At 46.5% G+C, this 18,991-nt stretch carries 16 protein-coding genes; 15 read left to right on the top strand and 1 reads right to left on the bottom strand.

What is annotated here, in order from left to right:
* The first annotated feature begins 180 nt into the window (after window positions 1-180).
* The 6 genes from ACQY69_RS04200 to ACQY69_RS04175 all read left to right on the top strand — a co-directional run bounded on the left by ACQY69_RS04200 (window position 181) and on the right by ACQY69_RS04175 (window position 6,709).
* Window positions 181-918, top strand: a complete 738-nt coding sequence (locus tag ACQY69_RS04200; protein ID WP_428258896.1) for an ATP-binding protein — start codon at window positions 181-183, stop codon at window positions 916-918.
* 295 nt (window positions 919-1,213) lie between these two features.
* Window positions 1,214-2,380 (top strand): iron-containing alcohol dehydrogenase, encoded by a 1,167-nt coding sequence (locus ACQY69_RS04195; RefSeq protein WP_428258895.1) that lies wholly within the window; start codon window positions 1,214-1,216, stop codon window positions 2,378-2,380.
* Window positions 2,381-2,783: 403 nt separating this feature from the next.
* Window positions 2,784-3,863, top strand: a complete 1,080-nt coding sequence (locus tag ACQY69_RS04190; RefSeq protein WP_428258893.1) for a KamA family radical SAM protein — start codon at window positions 2,784-2,786, stop codon at window positions 3,861-3,863.
* Between the two features lie 16 nt (window positions 3,864-3,879).
* Window positions 3,880-4,227: a hypothetical protein gene (locus tag ACQY69_RS04185; RefSeq protein WP_428258891.1), complete on the top strand. Its 348-nt coding sequence runs from the start codon at window positions 3,880-3,882 to the stop codon at window positions 4,225-4,227.
* A 250-nt stretch (window positions 4,228-4,477) separates the two neighbouring features.
* Window positions 4,478-5,167, top strand: coding sequence for an HAD family hydrolase (locus ACQY69_RS04180; RefSeq protein ID WP_428258889.1), 690 nt, complete (start codon window positions 4,478-4,480; stop codon window positions 5,165-5,167).
* Between the two features lie 210 nt (window positions 5,168-5,377).
* Entirely contained in the window at window positions 5,378-6,709 is a 1,332-nt protein-coding gene (locus tag ACQY69_RS04175) for a hemolysin family protein (protein WP_428258887.1), read from the top strand.
* A gap of 39 nt (window positions 6,710-6,748) precedes the next feature.
* Here the strand turns inward: ACQY69_RS04175 and ACQY69_RS04170 are convergent, their stop codons facing one another.
* Window positions 6,749-7,393: a GntR family transcriptional regulator gene (locus ACQY69_RS04170; RefSeq protein ID WP_428258885.1), complete on the bottom strand. Its 645-nt coding sequence runs from the start codon at window positions 7,391-7,393 to the stop codon at window positions 6,749-6,751.
* 222 nt (window positions 7,394-7,615) lie between these two features.
* Between ACQY69_RS04170 and ACQY69_RS04165 the strand changes: the two genes are divergently transcribed.
* The 9 genes from ACQY69_RS04165 (at window position 7,616) to ACQY69_RS04125 (ending at window position 18,971) form a co-directional block, all read left to right on the top strand.
* A complete protein-coding gene (locus tag ACQY69_RS04165; RefSeq protein WP_428258883.1) occupies window positions 7,616-9,226 on the top strand; it encodes an APC family permease in 1,611 nt (536 codons plus the stop codon).
* Window positions 9,227-9,323: 97 nt separating this feature from the next.
* Entirely contained in the window at window positions 9,324-11,297 is a 1,974-nt protein-coding gene (locus ACQY69_RS04160; RefSeq protein WP_428258881.1) for a M28 family peptidase, read from the top strand.
* Between the two features lie 4 nt (window positions 11,298-11,301).
* Entirely contained in the window at window positions 11,302-12,312 is a 1,011-nt protein-coding gene (locus tag ACQY69_RS04155) for a zinc-binding alcohol dehydrogenase family protein (protein WP_428258879.1), read from the top strand.
* Window positions 12,313-12,320: 8 nt separating this feature from the next.
* Window positions 12,321-13,778 (top strand): tagaturonate reductase, encoded by a 1,458-nt coding sequence (locus ACQY69_RS04150; protein ID WP_428258877.1) that lies wholly within the window; start codon window positions 12,321-12,323, stop codon window positions 13,776-13,778.
* Window positions 13,765-15,222: a UxaA family hydrolase gene (locus ACQY69_RS04145; RefSeq protein WP_428258875.1), complete on the top strand. Its 1,458-nt coding sequence runs from the start codon at window positions 13,765-13,767 to the stop codon at window positions 15,220-15,222. Before ACQY69_RS04150 ends, ACQY69_RS04145 begins: the two co-directional genes overlap by 14 nt.
* On the top strand, window positions 15,219-15,869 hold the full coding sequence (gene eda / locus ACQY69_RS04140) for a bifunctional 4-hydroxy-2-oxoglutarate aldolase/2-dehydro-3-deoxy-phosphogluconate aldolase (RefSeq protein WP_428258874.1): 651 nt from the start codon (window positions 15,219-15,221) through the stop codon (window positions 15,867-15,869). The genes ACQY69_RS04145 and eda overlap by 4 nt, the downstream gene beginning before the upstream one ends.
* The gene (locus ACQY69_RS04135) at window positions 15,870-16,895 is read left to right on the top strand and encodes a PfkB family carbohydrate kinase (RefSeq protein ID WP_428258872.1); all 1,026 of its coding nucleotides are present in this window, start codon (window positions 15,870-15,872) and stop codon (window positions 16,893-16,895) included.
* Between the two features lie 184 nt (window positions 16,896-17,079).
* The gene (locus ACQY69_RS04130) at window positions 17,080-17,289 is read left to right on the top strand and encodes a TOBE domain-containing protein (protein ID WP_428258870.1); all 210 of its coding nucleotides are present in this window, start codon (window positions 17,080-17,082) and stop codon (window positions 17,287-17,289) included.
* A 704-nt stretch (window positions 17,290-17,993) separates the two neighbouring features.
* Entirely contained in the window at window positions 17,994-18,971 is a 978-nt protein-coding gene (locus tag ACQY69_RS04125; RefSeq protein ID WP_428258868.1) for an MBL fold metallo-hydrolase, read from the top strand.
* The last annotated feature ends 20 nt before the right edge of the window (window positions 18,972-18,991 follow it).

Raw genomic sequence — 18,991 nt, 5'->3', positions numbered from 1 at the left:
AATCAAGTATACTTTCTGGCGGATGACAGCGGGAAATCCCAAGGCGGTCTATGCCTGTGTCAATTTCGGGGAGGCGTATGCGCCGGGGGAGATTGCGGAGCGGTCTGTCTGTATTGATGAAAGAAATTAAAAAGGGCCAGATAACCGAAAAAATAGCTGCTGCTTGGAAAAGGTGCTGTTTTGATTGAAGGGGCTAAATGGTGTGGAAAAACAACAACGGCTGAGCAGATTGCCGGCAGTATTCTTTATATGGCAGATCCGGAAAAAGAACAACAAAATCTGACAATGGCAGAAATCAGTCCAGGGAGACTTTTGAAGGGAAAAATTCCGCGGCTGATCGATGAATGGCAAATTGCGCCGAAGCTGTGGGATGCCGTCAGATTTGAGGTCGATCACAGGGATGAAATGGGACAGTTTATTTTAACAGGCGCTGCAGTTCCGGCTTCCTATGAGCATATTCATCATACCGGAACAGGATGCTTCTCGTGGATATTGATGCGTCCTATGAGCTTATATGAATCTCTGGACTCGACTGGAGAGGTGAGTTTAAAAGTACTTTTTGAGACACCGGACCAGATTGAAGGCGAAAATTCACTTGACCTGAATCAAGTGGCTTTTCTGGTGTGCCGCGGTGGCTGGCCCAGAGCAACCGACCTTAAAGGAGAGGTTGCTCTTGAGCAGGCCTTTGAATATTATGATGCGGTTGTAAAATCTGATATCTCCAGAGCTGATGGAATAATAAGAAATCCGGAGCGGGTAAAGCGCCTCATGCGTTCTTATGCCAGAAACCAGGGCTCACAGGCAACAAATACCTTGCTTAAGTTTGATGGTTCTGATTGGGGTTGGAGACTACGCATACAGAAGGAAGGATGGAGTATATGTAGTTCCGATTGGCTGCCTGAAGGACTGATTGAATGAAATATGGTGCGCAATAAAAATAATACGCGGACGATCATCAAGTATCCGTGCTGACAGATGATGACAGGGTCTCCATACTGTTGAGTCCAATAGCTGGCGGGCATAATTGGATATGTATAATGAATATTTGTTATTAGGAACCGTGGGTGTTACAATGACCTCATCAGAGCCTGAGACGACAACAGGAGGGTTAATGAAGATAAAGCAGACGCTGTTTCCGGTGGCTATGGCAGCGGTGATGCGACTGCGGCGTTTATGTTGACGGAATAAGAGAAAAAGGAATGGAGGGGAGAAAGTGTTAGGAAATTTCAGCTACTGTAATCCGACTAAGCTTTATTTCGGAGAGGATTCACTGAAATACCTCAATGATGAGCTGCCGAAGTACGGTAAAAACATCCAGTTAGTTTACGGAGGCGGTTCCATCAAGAAGAATGGTATTTACGATCAGGTGAAGGAGATATTGGAGGCCAACGGTAAGGAGATTTTCGAAGACGGAGGGGTGATGCCCAACCCGACGGTAGAGAAGCTCAATGAAGGCGTCCGCATAGCCAGGGAAAACGATGTGGACTTTATCCTGGCGGTTGGAGGCGGTTCATGCTGCGATTATGCCAAAGCCGTTTCCGTTTCTGTTCATTGTGATGACGACCCATGGGAAAAGTACTACGTGAGGTTTGAAGAGCCGACATGCCAGATAGTCCCCGTAGGGTGCGTGCTGACTATGGTAGGCACGGGCTCCGAGATGAACGGCGGCGCGGTGATAACCAATCGCGAGAGCAAGCTGAAGATAGGTCATGTGTTCGGCGATGAAGTGATGCCGAAGTTTTCCATACTGAATCCGAGATTTACCTTCACGCTGCCGAAGCATCAGATGGTAGCAGGCATTTATGACATCTTCAATCATATCTGCGAGCAGTATTTTTCGGGAGAGGACGACAATACCAGCGATTATATCAGTGAAGCGCTGATGAGGTCGGTGGTTTACAGCTCCAGGGCAGCGATAAAAGATCCGGAGGATTACGAGGCTCGTTCCAATATCATGTGGACGGCTACATGGGCTCTCAATACGCTGATATCAAGAGGAAAGACTACAGATTGGATGGTCCATATGCTGGGCCAGTCGGTAGGAGCCTATACCGACGCTACCCACGGGATGACGCTGGCGGCTGTTTCACTGCCGTATTATCGTCATATCATGCCTTATGGTCTGCAGAAATTCAGGCGGTTTGCTGTCCAGGTATGGGACGTGACGACGGAAGGAAAGACAGACGAGCAGATAGCCGAAGAAGGGCTCGCGGCGCTGGAGAGCTGGATGAATGAGCTGGGATTGGTGATGAAGATCTCCCAATTGGGTGTTACAGAAGAGATGATAGAAGGCATCGCTGACGGGACTCGTATCATGACCGGCGGGTACAAGATCCTTGACCGTGATGAAGTCGTGGAGATACTGAATGCCAGTATGTGATGTGAGGATAAAGAAAACATCACTGAGGCTTTTCATGGGAAGACCGGCGATCATTCGCGGAAAGATATGACGGAAGAGGCGGCCGCAAAACAGTCCGATACATCGAAGCGCATAATAATACACGGGTGGCACAGAATTTCAGGCAGTGGTCGCGGGAAAATTTTCAAATACAGAATCGCGTCTTTGTATTTTTCCGTATGTTGAAAAGATTCAGAGAATATGGTATTATTTTATTCATTAGAAATAAATGCATATTACGAGACGGGATAAAATGAATAATTATTAATACCGACAGCGATAAAAAAGCATTTATTCTAGTAATATTTGCTTTTTTATTGTGCGGATGATCAGACAGTGGGAGTATTGGTATGCATTAGAATCTTTCAGAAGAGAGGGGCAATATATGGAGCAAAATGAAATTTATACCCAGGTGGATGAAATTCAAGATGCTATAGGGATGTCAGATGAGGACGCGGAAAGGATGAAGGAAATAGTAGCGGAATACCCGATGGCGGTCACGGACTATTATCTTTCCCTGATAGATCCGGCCGACGCGAAAGATCCGATACGCAAAATGTGCATTCCGAGTCTGGAGGAATTCAGCGACGAAGGAGAGTCGGATACGAGCGGAGAAACGGACAATACGGTGATGCTGGGCGTACAGCACAAGTATCCTTTCACGGCGCTGATACTGGCGACCAACAGATGCGCGATGTATTGCAGACATTGTTTCCGAAAACGCATGGTAGGCGCGACGGAAGCGGAGATAAACAGTAATTTTCTTGCGACGGTGGATTACATCACGCATCACAAGGAGATAAACAATATACTGATAACCGGTGGAGATTCGTTCATGCTCACCAACGAGATGATCGAGCGATATCTGGAAACATTTACCGATATGGACCATCTTGATTTCATCAGATTCGGGACAAGGGTACCCGTCGTATTCCCGGACAGGATACGAAAGGATAGCGAGCTGCAGGAAATCTTCCGCAAATATTCGAAGAAGAAGCAGATATACATCATCACTCAGTTCAATCATCCGAGAGAACTGACGGAAGAGGCCGTGGATTGTATAAGGATATTCAGGGAAATGGGTATAATCGTCCGTAACCAGACGGTACTGCTCAAGGGAATAAATGACGACCCTGAAGTGTTGAATGATCTGCTGAGAGATCTTACGGCCGCAGGGATCGTCCCGTATTACATTTTCCAGTGCCGTCCGGTGAAGGGTGTAAAAAACCAATTCCAGGTCTCGCTGGAGGAGGGGGCGAGGATAGTGGACGCCGCCAAAAATATGCAAAATGGTCAGGGAAAGGGCATACGGTACTGTATGTCTCTTCCGGAAGGAAAAGTAGAGATACTGGGGGAGTTTGAAGGGAAGATGCTTTTCAAATTCCATCAGTCCAAATCGCGGGAGAATACATCGCGTATATTCGCTAAGAAACTGGAAGCAGGGCAATGTTGGATATATCTGTAGAGAGGTGACATTATTTATGAAGGAAAAATTTATCGAATTGCTTGCTGAAAACGGCATCAATGCGGAGATGGGTGTGACGCCTGTCAAATTCGCCTATATCATGCATTGGGAAAAGGGCGATGAGGTCAGGGATTTCTGGTTCGTCGAATCTGAGGGCGATATAGATGCGGAAGTTACCAACTTCGTCAAATGGAACATGGAGGAGTATATTTTTGCGGCCGTGAAGGATCAGGACTATGAAAACGGGAAATATATGATAGGAAACATCAAGGAATTGAAGGATTATGGCAGCCCGGAAGGGATACATGAATCGGAAGATTTCATGACTATGAGTTTTTCGGAACTCGTCGCGGCGTTGAAGTAAGGAAGACAGCGAAGAAAAGAAACAGTTTGCCCTGGATCCGGAGAAAAGAAGCGTAATGAAAAGCCTTTATGACTGAAAGTCACAGAGGCTTTTTTAGTGCAAAAGCGCGCGGCAGGTTTCATATTCCCGCTTATGAGCAGTACTTCGTGACTGAGACGGCCACCACTGCGGGCTGAGAAAAATATCTTGACGCAAAAGCTCATACTGATTATGCTGTATAAGGTATGAAACGATCGAGGTGGCCTGTAGTTTGAGGAAAGCCATACATGAGAAAGGATACGAAAAGATGAGATATCAGTTGTTTATTTTTGATATGGACGGGACTATATTGGATACGTTGGATGATCTGGCGGCGAGTACGAACTACGCCCTTGCGTGCAGCGGACTCCCGGAGAGAACGACAGACGAGATAAGGCGTTTTGTGGGAAACGGAGTCGGTGAGCTGATCGATATGGCGGTCCCTGAAGGGACCGATGGGGCGATAAAGGAAAAGGTGCTGGCTGATTTCGGCAGCCATTACAAAGAGCACTGCTTCGACAGGACCGGACCTTACAAGGGGATAAGGGAATGTATAAACGCTCTCAAAACGGCAGGCATGAAGGTAGCTGTAGTGTCCAACAAGATGGATTACGCTGTAGGCGAACTGTGCGATAGATTTTTTCCGGGGGTTTTCGACGCGGCAGTCGGAGAGAAGGAGGGCATCAGGCGGAAGCCATGGCCTGACAGTGTGAATCATGTGATTTCGCAGCTGGGCGTGGCTAAGGAGAACGCTGTCTATATCGGTGATTCAGAGGTTGACATCGAGACGGCGAAAAACGCCGGAATAGACGGGATCGCTGTGGTATGGGGATTTCGGGACAGCGATTTTCTGAGAGAAAAGGGCGCGTCGGTGTTGGTGAAAGATCCGGAGGAGCTTTGCAGCATGCTTCTGGAGCGGTAAAGTGATATAAGCAGTTACGACGGGAACCGGTGATAGAGATGACATCTGATATCCGTATGGGCATGGAAAGACCGTGGTCCACGGCTGCCGTCAGGATCTTCGCGAGATTGACTTACCTGCTTATTATTGATACACTATACAATTGTAATATAACTGAAGTAATGAGACATGCAAAATGTCTGCGGTAAAAAGGAGGATTCCCTATTGTCAGTGGCGCTAAGTTTGGTTTTGGTAGTATTTTTCTTGTTTATGAACGCGTTTTTCGTGGTGGCGGAGTTCGCTCTGGTGAGGGTGAGAAAGTCACAGCTTCAGATAGCGGAGGAAGAAGGAAAGAGCGGGGCGAAGGCTGCTCTTCTGGTAGCCAATAATGTAAATGCGTATCTTTCCGCATGTCAGCTGGGTATAACGCTGGCGTCGCTGGCTCTCGGCTGGCTGGGAGAACCGGCGGTATCGGAATTGATACATCCTGCCCTTGAGGTGTTCGATCTTCCCGAATCGGCTGTCTCAGCCATCGCCATAGCGTTGGGATTTGCCATCATTACAGCGCTCCATATCGTGGCGGGCGAATTGATACCTAAATCTCTGGCAATATTCTCTACTGACAGATACGCTCGGATGACCGCGTTGCCGCTGGTGTGGTTCTACAGGCTCACATCACCGATAATGTGGCTCTTCAATTCTATCACCAATGGCGTGATGAAGCTGCTGGGACACGATATCGCCAATGAACATGAAGTTTATACAGGTGAGGAAATACAGATACTTCTGGATGAAAGCACTCAGAGCGGATTGATAGATCCCAAGCAGAACGAGATCGTCGACAACATATTCGAGATGTACAATAAGGATGTGTATTCTATCATGACGCCGAGGACCGATATGGAATGTTTCGATCTGGAATTGCCGTACAGTGAAAACCTGGAGATGATAAAACGGTGCAAGTACACCCGATATCCTGTTTGCAGAGGTGATAAGGATACGATAGAGGGATTCATCCACATCAAGGATTTGTATTGGAGCGATGAGCAGATAAGCGGAACAGACTATGACAATCTGCCTGTCAGGGAAATCATTGCCGTGTCTGAGTCCCTTTCGGTAGACAGACTTCTCCAGATAATGCAGGATAAAGAGACGAAGTTTGCGCTGGTAGTCGATGAGTACGGCGGGACGGCTGGCATCGTCACGTCTTCAGATGTGATGACACAGATAGTGGGCAATATAGATGATGATGAGTACATACAGAGCGATGATTCGGAAGTGGTGACTCTGGGATACGACCGCTTTCTCATAGACGGATCGCTCCCTGTATCCGATGTGATAGACCTCATCGGATTTGAGCCGGAGAAGGCCGATGAATGTGAGACGGCGGCCGGTCTGCTTCTGAATATTTTCGACAGGATCCCCGCGGAGGGAGATAAGATATCGGTAGAGCATAAGAACGTTAAGGTGACGTTCGCTGTCCTCCATATGGAAAAGCACAGGATAGACAAGATCGGTGTGAAGATAGAAAGGCAGCAGGCAGGGGGAGAGACGGCGGAATAGAAGAGCAGAGAGCGCAGAGTGCGCCCTGTCTCTTTGTTTTCAATATGTATTTATAAAATTGGCGAAGCTGGCTTCCTTCGCTTTCTCGAGATGCAGTCTCATGGATTCTGAGGCTGCATCGTATTTTTTTTCCAGCATCATATCTATGATCTCTCTGTGTTCGCTGTTGGAGGCGATCAGTCTGTCCTTCAGCCTGTTGCCGGCCATGACACGGAGACGGTAGTTTTGATTGTATATGCGTTCCATCGTGTGAATAAAATATATATTCTTGCTGGATTCTATCAGAAGCTTGTGGAACTGAGCATCTTTAAAATATATTTCTTCAGAAGAAATTTCCTGAAGGTGGTTTCTTGTAAAGGTGTCCTTCATGGACAGAAGTATTTCGGCAGGGACGAACTGACCGTAATGTCTGACTATATATGGTTCGATGAGAATCCTGGTCTCGAAGATCATATTTATTTCATTCATAGACAGGTCTGAAACCATGACTCCTTTCTTGGGAAGTATCTTTACCAGATCTTCCTGTTCCAGCTTGCTGAGAGCTTCCCGTATAGGTGTTCTGCTGGAACCTATTTCGCTCATGAGCGTAGATTCGTTGAGAAATGTTCCGGGAGCATATTCACAATGTATTATTTTTGACTTTATCAGATTATAAGCCTTGTTTTTCAGACTTTCTTTCGCCATTATAAAATCCTCTTTCTTCATTTTTCAGTAATAAATTATAATAAATCAGCAAAAAAATCAATAGGCGACAGCTAAAAACGCGTTGACAAAGGGGAATACTAAATGTAAAATTGACAGTGTCAAATGTTGTATACAACAGATATACATAAAGAATGTATTAAATATGCAAGTATGCAACGAGTCGTAATTTTATTGATCTTTTATGGAGGTGTAGTAGCAGAAATGAGTGATTTACAACAGACCACAGGCCTCAAACGACATAAGGTCGGTTTGCTGGCTATCGTGGGAACGATTTATTCGCTGACTGCAGCGGGAGCCTACGGGATCGAAGATATGGTTCCGGCTGCAGGCCCCGGGCTGTGTATGGTTATGTTAGTGGTCATCCCTCTCGTATGGGCATATCCACAGGCTTTCGTATGTGCAGAGATGGGATCGGCTATACCGGCTGAGGGCGGACCGTACAAGTGGGTACAGGAAACCTGCGGGGAGTTCTGGGGATTTCAGATGGGATGGTGGAGAACTATCGGGGGATATTTCAACACTGTTACTTATGTAGTGCTGGCTGCCGGCTATATGACCAGCGCTTTCGGGCTTTCAGCAACGCAGGAATATGCTGTAAAGATAGCATTCATCGTCATATTTACGATAATCAATCTGAGAGGTATCAAGGATGTGGCCATAGTCAATACTGTCATATCCATCAGTATTCTGGTATCTTTTGCTATTGTCGCGGTCCTCGGATTCGCTCATTATAATCAGTCTCCGGTGGAACCATTTATCCCTGAGGGTCAGACTCTCATCCAGAGTATAGGAAATGCGCTGGCCATAGGGATGTGGATGTACGGTGGTATGGAGGCTATGTCTATCATGTCGGAGGAGCTGGAAAGACCTCAGTTGATACCGAAAGCATTGATGATAGCTATCCCGCTTATCATATTGACGTATATGATACCGACCATGGCAGGATTGTCTTCTCTTGGAGACTGGCAGGAATGGGGTTCGGAAGGCGTGTCCTACCAGGATGTAGCCGCATATGGCGGACCGATATTCTATGGATTTTTCCTGATTGTTGCGGTGCTTTCCAATGTATCGCTGTTCAACGGTTATATAGCGTCAACGTCGAGAGGATTCTTTGTAATGGCGGCGGATAATCTTTGTCCTAACTTCCTCGTCAAGTGCGACAAAAAGAGAGGAGTTCCTTACGTGGGAGTGCTGACGGTAGCTATCGTAGGTTTCTTCCTTTGTACCTTTGATTTCAGTTCGCTGGTAGTAGGAACGGTAATGATGAGTATATTTGCGTCAAGTCTCACGCAGATATCGGGGATCATCAGAAGAGTAAGAAAGACTCATCCGGATGGTCCGTTCAAGCTGAAAGTCAGTGACGCTCTCTTTGTTGCATATAGTGCAGTACCGTTCCTGGTAGGCTTCATCGCTATTTATCTCGGAGGGACTCATGATTTCATATACAGTATCTGTGGGATCATGAGCGGGCCTGTGATATATATAGTACTCAAGCTGATGAAAGGGGGTCTCACCAAGATCAATCCGAAGAGATATCCGACAAACCCGAAGACGAAGCTGGCTCCTGGAGACCTTTCAAGAATAGGTATTATCCTGGTAATGTGGGCAGTACTGGGAGTTTTAGCTGTTCTGTGGTTCCCATCCTTTGACGGAGCAGCCAATTATGATCCGGGAGTTTTCGATAACTATATGCTGGCTATCAAGTGCATAATAGGCATTGGCGGAGCAATCGGGATTATACTCATGATATTGGGGAAGAAAAAAGACCCTGCGAAATTATTCTGGTGTGACACTGAAAGTGTAGAAAAATGATGGAAACCGTATAAGGCAGTACAGAAAAAGTGATATATAGGGAGCATGAAATTTACCGTTTGTGCTCCCTATGTTGACGAATGGAGATGAAATTGTTATGAGGAATATGAGCTGGAGCGATAAAGAGGTCGACACGTCCTTTGCGATAAAGGTGATGGATGAATTGTCGCAAATAACTGACAATGACGCATGCGGTGGAAGGAGTGCAGGATCTCCGGCTGAACATGCAGCTGCCGATTATCTGATGGAAAAATTCAGAGAAGCGGGACTTGTCAATGTAACTAAAGATCCGTGCAATGTGGATAAGTGGGTATTCGAGGAAGCGAAGCTAACCTACACCGACAGCAGTGGGGCAATCCATGAAGTGATACTAGGAGGATATGCCTGCAACGCGGATTGCAGCGATGCGGAGTTCATTATGGTATACGGAGGACGGGGCACAGAGGCGGATTTAAAGGCCATGGATGTGAATGGCAAACTGGTTCTCATAGACATAAATCAGGCTGAGGACTGGTGGATAAATTTCCCGACATATGAAGCAGGCCTCAGGGGCGCCGCGGGAGTGATCTGTGTGAATGTTGGTGGATTCGGTCAGGTGGGAGATAATGTGCTGGTATCGGAGGATATCTGCGGCCCTGCTGACAAAATGGTGTTTTCTATGGGGAAAACAGATGGGCAACGCCTCAGGGAGCTTATGGAAGATTCCGATGACGGTGAAATCACAGTTGTTCTCAATGCCAGGAGTCAGGTATCGGAAGGCGGGATCTCATATAATATCTGGGGAGATATTCCTGGAAAGACCGATGAAGTAATCTATGTGATAAACCATTATGACTCGTACTATTTTACCGTTTTCGATGATGTGCAGGGAATAGGATGGGCACTTGGCTTGGCGAAAATGTTCACTGACAGCGGATATATACCGGAGAAGACCATAAGATTCGTGGCTCATGGCGCTGAGGAGTGGGGACTCATCGACAGTAAGTATGATTGGGCTGTAGGAGCCTATAAGCAGATCACGGAAGTCAGGCCTGAGTGGAAAGAAACAGGATTTGCGGTGGTGAATCTGGATGGATTCTATGCGGTTATGGGAGAAAAGAAATTTTGCATAGTCTGCACGAAGGAATTGTACGATTTTGCCAGGGAAGCTGTATCGGCTTTCGGTGATACTGATGGGTATGAGATAGAGGTAAACATGAAGCTGACATCATCTACAGAAGATTTCAGTTATACGAAAGCGGGAATGCCGAGTATGGTGGCTGGCGCATATGATGGATGTCTGGCTGACAGAAAAGTTCTTCACAGTTCTGCGTGTGGATGGGACGCGGGATTTGATATCAAAGCGTTGGAACTTTTTCACCGCTTGTTTGCCCATATCATCGTATCTCTCGATGAAAAGAAGATCTGTCCTGTCAACATGACCAGAAGGATAGAGGACGCTCGTGATGGCCTGGAAAAGCATCTTCTGGAAGGAGAGAAGGAGAGCTTTTCAGAGACCATCAGCGCGCTCAGAAAGCTCGACAGAGCGATAGATAATGTCAACAGCGGCGGAGATATCCCTGAGGATTGTAGAAAAGCTGCTGATTTCCAGGTTCACGAGCTTTACAGATATATTCATGGAAAATTCATAAAGCTCAACTGGAATGATGAGATGATAGCGCCTCACGAGCGGTATCTGACTAATATCATTGCATTGGAAGAAGCAAAAGAGGCTATAGAAAAGAGTGATCCTCAGAAAGCGGCTGCAGCTCTCAGCCAGGTGGATTTCAATTATTATGCCGTTTTTTTCAGTGAAAATACCTATACTTATTTCGAGGAACAAGTAACCAGATGGTCAAAGCCAAGTTGGGGGACAGGGCTTGTGGAGAACGGCAATGAGAACCTGTACGGCACTGTGAGGGCGCTGTTAAACGGTAAGTGTGGAGAGGATGAAATGACGGCGGTGTCTGAAGCTGCAGAAAGACAGAGAATGTACTTGAAAGAGGCGATAGAAGCTGAGTTGTCCGCTGTCAAAGAGATAGGAGTGCGGGCGGAAGAATTGACTGGTACGCTGTATCAACTGGGGAGGTGAAGGTTTGAAATATATATGCATAGAAAAGCCGGGAAAGGTTTCCTTCAGAGAGATGGATATACCTGAAGCAGGAGAAGGAGAGGCGCTGCTTAAGCTTCTGTATGGAGGAATTTGCGGCTCGGATCTGGGGACTTATCGGGGAACGTTTGCCTATACTGGGTATCCCAGGATACCGGGGCATGAGTTTTCGGCAGAAATCGTCCAAGTAGGGAAAAATCCATATGGTTTCGAAGAAGGAATGGTGGTAACAGCTAATCCATATTTTAATTGCGGAGAATGCTATTCATGCCAACGAGGTTATGTGAATTGCTGTGAGCATAATGAGACGATGGGCGCACAGCGAGACGGCGCTTTCTGTCAGTACATAACTATGCCTGTGGAAAGACTGTTCAAAAGTGAAGGCCTTTCACCAAAGCACCTGGCATTGGTGGAACCATTCTGCATAGGATATCATGGTATTAGGAGAGCTGAGATAGAAAAAGATGACAGGGTTCTCGTCATAGGTGCGGGGACGATAGGCGTTGTGGCAGCCATATCAGCGCAAAAAGCAGGTGCTCGTGTCGATATTTGCGATGTGGCGGAAGGAAAATTGGAATACGCCAGGCGTTTCGGATTTGACGGGTATATCAAAAATGACGAGGATTTCCTGGAACAAGTAAACCGACGTACAGGCGGTCAGGGATATGACGTGACTGTGGAAGCTGTGGGACTTCCCCGGACGTTTCTCGATGCAGTCGACGCGGCCGCCTATGAGGGCCGTATGGTGCAACTTGGAGTAGGAAAGAAGGAAGCGCAGTTTGACTTTACATTGCTGCAGAAAAAGGAACTGAAAGTTCTGGGTTCCAGAAATGCTCTCAGCAGCGATTTCTCTCAGGTGATAGAGCTTTTCGGAAAAGGGGATATCCCTTTGGATGACATTATTACCAATGTATATCCTTTCGAGGATGGGGCCAAGGCTTTTGAGGAATTTGACAGAAATTCCACGCAAATGTTGAAAGTCATGATCGAGTTTTAGGAGGGCAGATGAAAGAGCTGACATATGATAATTTAAAAGAGACAGGATACGATGGATATCTGCTGCGTGAAGGGGCGGAAAAGATTATTCAGTTTGGAGAAGGAAATTTTCTCAGAGGATTCGTGGATTATTTCATAGATGTGATGAATGAGAAAGCCGATTTTGGAGCAAAAGTGGTGGTGGTGCAGCCGATACCTCAGGGGCAGATTGAGGTACTTAACCGTCAGGAAGGACTTTATACCTTGTATCTGAGAGGACGGAAAGGCAGTCAGATAGTTGATGAAAAGCGGGTGATCAGCAGTATAAGCAGGGGGATAGATCCATATTCTGACTTTACCTCTTTTCTGGAGCTTGCCGGAAACGATGATATAGAGATCATCATTTCCAATACGACAGAGGCTGGTATCGTGTACGATAAAACATGCTCCTTTGATGATGAGCCCCCTGTCTCGTTTCCGGCAAAGCTGACGAGACTGCTGTACGAAAGGTTTACACGGAGTAAAGGAGGCCACGGATACATCATCCTGTCCTGCGAACTTATTGATGATAATGGAAGGAAGCTCAGGGATATCGTTATGAAACACAGCAGGGAATGGGAACTGGGCGATGAGTTCAATGGATGGCTAATGGAGAAAAATATCTTCTGCAGTACCCTGGTGGATAGGATAGTAACAGGGTATCCTTCAGCTGATGCCGATAAAATGAACGATGAAAATGGATATGGGGACAGGTTGCTGGATATGGCTGAGTGTTTTGGTCTTTGGGTCATAGAAGGTCCGAGTCGTATAGGTGAGGCGATTCCTTTTAAAAAAGCGGACCTGCCTGTGATGATAACAGACGATCACAGACCCTATAAACTCCGTAAAGTCAGGATCCTCAACGGAGCTCATACTTGCATGGTACCTGTGGCGTTGATGTGGGGGGAGACTATCGTCAGGGATACTATGAGAAATGAATATATAGGAGGATTCATCAGGGATCTGGTGACGAAAGAGGTGATCCCGACGATACCGTTGCCGGAGAAAGAGCTTATCAGCTTCGCGGAGGATGTCTTTGACCGATTTGCCAATCCTTTCATAGATCATAAACTGAAAGATATTTCTCTCAATAGCATTTCCAAATGGAATGCCAGAGTGAAGCCTTCCCTTATGGATTTTGTGAAAAGGAAGAGGTGCTTGCCGGAGCGCATAATTTTTGCCTTTGCATCGATGGTGGTTTTTTACAAGAGAGGCGATACGAGGGATTCATCGGAGGTAAAGAATTTTTTCTCCACATATGTCGACAAAGGTCATAATGAAGAGTTGCTGGAAAAGTTTCTGGGAAACGAAAGCTTTTTCGGAGAAGATCTTCGAAGGATAAAAGGGATAAAGGAAAGGATGCTGCGTTACATGGATGAAATAGAGACACGTGGTATGAAGGAAGCCTTGATATCATTTCTGAAGGAGCACGGCGATGGAATGGATTAGGATAAATAAGAAAGACAATGTAGCTGTTGCCATTACTGATATAGAAAAGAATCAGCTTATAAAAAAAGGACACAAATTCGCGTTGCGGGATATAGCAAAAGGCGAGAAAGTGATCAAATATGGAGCGCCTATCGGAATCGCCACGAAGGACATAGCGGAGGGAGACTGGGTGCATGTCCATAATGTCAGGACTTTGCTGGATACTGGCGGCGGATATACTTATGAGAAGGTTTGTGAAAAAACTGTGGAAAGGGAAAAGGAAAGCAGGCGCACATTTTTCGGATACCGAAGAGAAGATGGTCGTTGTGGGGTGAGAAATGAGATATGGATCATCTGTACCGTAGGGTGTGTGAATTCCGTTGCGGATGAGATCGCCAGGCTGATGCGGGATGAGGCGAAAAGATATACGGACGGGATCGTAGTGATAAAACATCCCTATGGGTGTTCTCAAATGGGGGAAGATCAACAGGCTACTTTAAGAGTGCTTTCCAGGATGGCTATACATCCTAACGCGGGAGGTGTTCTGATGCTGGGCTTGGGTTGTGAGAACTGTAATTTCAACAAGTTGGCGGAAATTTTTCCGAAAGGATATATGGAGAATACTGAAAGAATGAAATGGCTCTCCTGTCAGGATGAAGATGATGAAGTGAAAAGAGGGATGGAACTTGTAAGAGAGCTGATATCGTATACAGGTAAGTTCAGTCGTATCGAGATCGATGCGAATGAGCTCGTAATAGGATTGAAATGCGGCGGTTCCGATGGCCTTTCGGGAATAACGGCAAATCCCCTGGTGGGACGTTTTTCGGACAGGCATTGTGGACGAGGCGGCAGTATTATCCTCACCGAGGTGCCTGAGATGTTTGGCGCGGAACAATTCCTTATGAACAGATGCGCGGATCGGGAAACATATGAAAAAACTGTAAAGATGATCGAGAATTTCAAGGAGTATTACAGAAGCAACGGCCAGGTGATATATGAGAACCCATCGCCAGGCAATAAAGCCGGAGGCATCACAACATTGGAAGACAAGTCTCTGGGATGCATACAGAAAGGCGGAGAAGCAGAGGTGACCGATGTGCTGCGTTACGGAGATCCTGTGAATAGGACAGGTTTGTCACTCCTGGAAGGGCCTGGGAATGATCTGGTGGCCGTGACAGCTCTTGCTGTTTCCGGTGCACATATGGTGCTGTTTACCACAGGAAGAGGAACACCATTGGGAGGGATCGTGCCGGTGGTGAAGATCGCATCCAATCATGAGGTGGCGGAAAAGAAAGCGCATTGGACGGATTTTGACGCAGAAAGAGTCATGGACGGAAGTCTATGGGAGGTTTTGACGGATGAGTTGGATGAATATGTGTTGAATGTTGCTTCCGGGAAAAAGACGAGAAGTGAAAAAAATGGGTACAGAGACATGGCGATTTTTAAGAGAGGGGTGACATTATGAACGAGAAGTATGAAAAGGTATCATCGGAGATAGAGCGGATAGGAATAGTTCCCGTAATAAAGCTGAAAAAAACGGAAAACGCAGGTAAGCTGGCGGATGCATTGTGGGAGGGAGGAGTTCCTGTCGCGGAAGTCACATTCAGAGCGGAGGGCGCTGATATGACTATAAAAGCCATGAAAGAGCGTCGGCCGGAAATGCTGGTGGGAGCCGGAACGGTTCTGTCAGTAGATCAGGTCAGACAGGCAGTGGAAGCCGGCGCTCAGTTTATCGTCAGCCCGGGGATTAACAGGGCTGTAGTGGAATATTGTATGGACAACGGTATTCCTGTGTTCCCCGGATGTCTGACACCTACGGAGATAGAGACAGCCATAGGATATGGTTTAAAGACGATAAAATTTTTTCCTGCCGAGCAGTTTGGTGGCATGGAGACCATAAAAGCATATTCCGCTCCTTACAGCCAGGTGAAGTTCATGCCTACCGGTGGAATTTCCTTGAAAAATTTGTCGGAATATATTTCCAGTAGTGCCGTAGCGGCATGCGGAGGCTCTTTCATGGTAAAGGGAGATATGCTGGATGGTGAGAAATGGGCTCAGGTGACGGAAAAGTGCAGACAAGCAGTCGATATCATCGAGAAATCAAGGAGGTAAATGATGTCTAAAGTTGTTACTTTCGGAGAAATAATGCTGCGTTTGAAGCCAGAGGGATATCTCAGATTTTTTCAAAACGATAAGATGGAAGCGACATTTGGAGGAGGAGAGGCTAATGTTGCTGTATCCCTTGCTAATTTCGGAGTGGATACGGTATTTGTTACGAAGCTGCCTGATAATGATATAGGAGAGGCAGCCATAAGAGGACTCAGATATTTTGGTGTAGATACCAGTATGATAACGAGAGGCGGAGATCGGATTGGGATATATTTTCTGGAGGCCGGGGCTTCTCAGCGGGCATCGAAAGTTGTGTATGACAGAGCCGGATCTTCTATTGCTACGGCATCGGCCGGAGATTTCTCGTGGGATGAGATCTTTTCCGGAGCGGAGTGGTTTCACTTTACAGGAATAACACCTGCTCTTGGCGGAGAGCTTCCGAAGATATGCGGGCAGGCATGTAGAGAAGCTAAGAAGCAGGGCCTTATGGTGAGCTGCGATCTTAACTTCAGAAAAAAGCTTTGGACAAGTCAGGAAGCTGAAAGAGTCATGGGAGAGCTGATGGGATATGTGGATGTGTGTATCGCCAACGAAGAAGACGCAGAGAAGGTGTTTGGGATCAGGGCCGAGGGCACTGATGTGACCGGCGGGAAGCTGGATCATGATGGATATGTCTCGGTGGCCAGACAGCTGAGGGAAAGGTTTGGCTTCAAATACGTCGCTATAACACTGCGAACCAGTATTTCCGCCAGTGATAATAAATGGGCAGCGATGCTGAGTACAGAAAGCGATGTATACTTTTCAAAGCAGTACGATGTGCATATAGTAGATCGCGTAGGAGGAGGAGACAGTTTTGGTGCGGGCCTCATATATGGACTGAAAAGCGGGATGGACAACGGGACTGCGCTGGAATTCGCTGTGGCAGCTTCATGCCTCAAACATTCCGTCGAAGGAGACTTCAACAGGGTATCCACGGAAGAGGTGATGGCGCTGGTGGCAGGAGACGGCAGTGGAAGAGTGCAGCGGTGACGGCGCGGGACCCTTCGTGTTCGGATGGATATAATATTATTTTTTGAATGGGAAATATTATATAATGTATAGATATATGATATAGTCCGGTATCATTGTTGTGAAGACAACACAGCATATTGCCTATCCATGGTAAATTAGTATATAATCGGACGGAAGAACATATCAGTAAGGAGGTAATGACATGAAGTTAAGTGCCAGAAATCAGTTGAAGGGAACCATTACGGACATCCAGAAAGGCGCCGTTAACGGCATCGTCAAGATCGACATCGGCGGAGGCAACATCGTGAGCTCCACAATTTCCATGGCGGCCATAGATGAGCTGGGTCTCGAAGTAGGCAAGGAAGCCTATGCTGTGATCAAAGCTACATCAGTAATGGTAGCAGTAGACTGATATTTTATGAAAGAACACGGACGAAGCGCGGCATATAGCCGCGTTTTGTTTTGTATAAGGCCTGTTTTCATATCCGGTGTTCAAATCGCCCAGTTTTATGACGAACTTAACGTCATCGTATTTTTCGCTTCGGATGAGCTGGCGAAGCGAACTGGAGCGATTCTTATAGGATTTTACTTCAACCTAATTCAGCTCCTTTCGGAGCACTTGGGGAGTCCAATTTTTGTCCGCAGCCACGGAAGCGATTATCCTGGTAGATGAGGAAGTCCAGATCTCTTCTTTTTACTTCTACAGACATTTTACTTTTTTCTCGAAATATCTGTAAAATTTTCAACGTTTGCGGTTCTTCCGTCGATCGAATTCTTGTTCACACGCCGAAAAACACTGGCCTTTCCCTGTACTAAAAAAGTCCAGCATTCTCAAACTCATTGGATTTTACAGATATTTTTTGTTTTTGGAGAAATATCTGTATTTTTTTGCTTTCATCTGCTGATGTATGCTGAATAAGTGAGCGTGAATACGGATTTGCAAGACTAAAACCGTCTCAAACTTGACAAAAAAAGTATAATATTGTCCGCTTCCCGCAAATTGCCTTGCAAAATCGCTTGATTACAGATATCATATATAAGTGTATGCCTGCCGCAGACAGGTGGCAGGAGTCGTGAAAGAGCCGTCAACGGGACGGAGATAATACGGGAGGGAATATGGTAACGAAAGTAGCTGATAACATATACAAGAAAGTGGTGCCGCTGCCAAATAATCCGCTCAGGGAGATAAACGCTTACATTATAAAAGGCGAAGGACAGGGAGATAAAAATCTTCTCATCGATACCGGATTCAACAGGCCGGAGTGTGAGGAAGCGCTGAAAAGCGCCTTCGATGAGCTGGGTATCGAGAAGACCGATGTGTTTATCACTCATCTCCATTCAGATCACTGTGGTCTGGTACCAAAGTTCGCCAAAGAGGAAAGTGTGATATATTCAGGTGAGACCGACGGAGAGCTGATGAACTTCGAGGCTGGAAATCTCTATTGGAGGATACTGGATGATATGTTTTTGAAATTCGGATTCCCAAAGGCTGAGTTTGGCAGGAACACCGATATCCATCCGGGGCGAAAATACGTCCATGATTCCAAGATAGACTTCACTTATGTAAATGAAGGAGATGTGCTGGAGTATGGCGGATACAGACTGAAAGCCATAGAAACGCCGGGTCACACGCCGGGGCACATGTGCCTTTACGATGAAGAGAGGAAGATATTGTTCTGTGGCGACCATATCCTGGGGACCATAACACCGAACATCACCATCGAGCTTGCTGCCGACAATCCGTTGCAGGACTATCTGAACAGCCTGGCAAAGGTGGAAAAGCTGGATGTAGAGCTGTTGCTGACAGCTCATGGAACGCCGGTGGATGACATGTATCAGCGGATAGAAGAGCTGTACAGACATCATGAGGACAGGCTGGCTGAAGCGGAGTATATCCTGGGGGATGAATGGAAAACACCTTATGAAGTAGCCCGGGACATGACGTGGGAGATAGAATGCAGAAACTGGGAGGAATTCCCGGCGCCGCAGAAGTGGTTCGCTACGGGAGAGGCCATTTCCCATCTCCAGTATATGTATTATAAAGGCAGGATAAAGAGAGATGAAATAGGTGACATCTATCACTATCACAGATAGATGGATGTGTCTGGGGAAAG

This window comes from Gallibacter sp. Marseille-QA0791 (genome assembly GCF_965119705.1).
GTDB lineage: Bacteria > Bacillota > Clostridia > Peptostreptococcales > Anaerovoracaceae > Lentihominibacter > Lentihominibacter excrementipullorum.
Note: the sequence above shows the minus strand (reverse complement) of the source record. Positions and strands in the feature narration are given on the sequence as shown.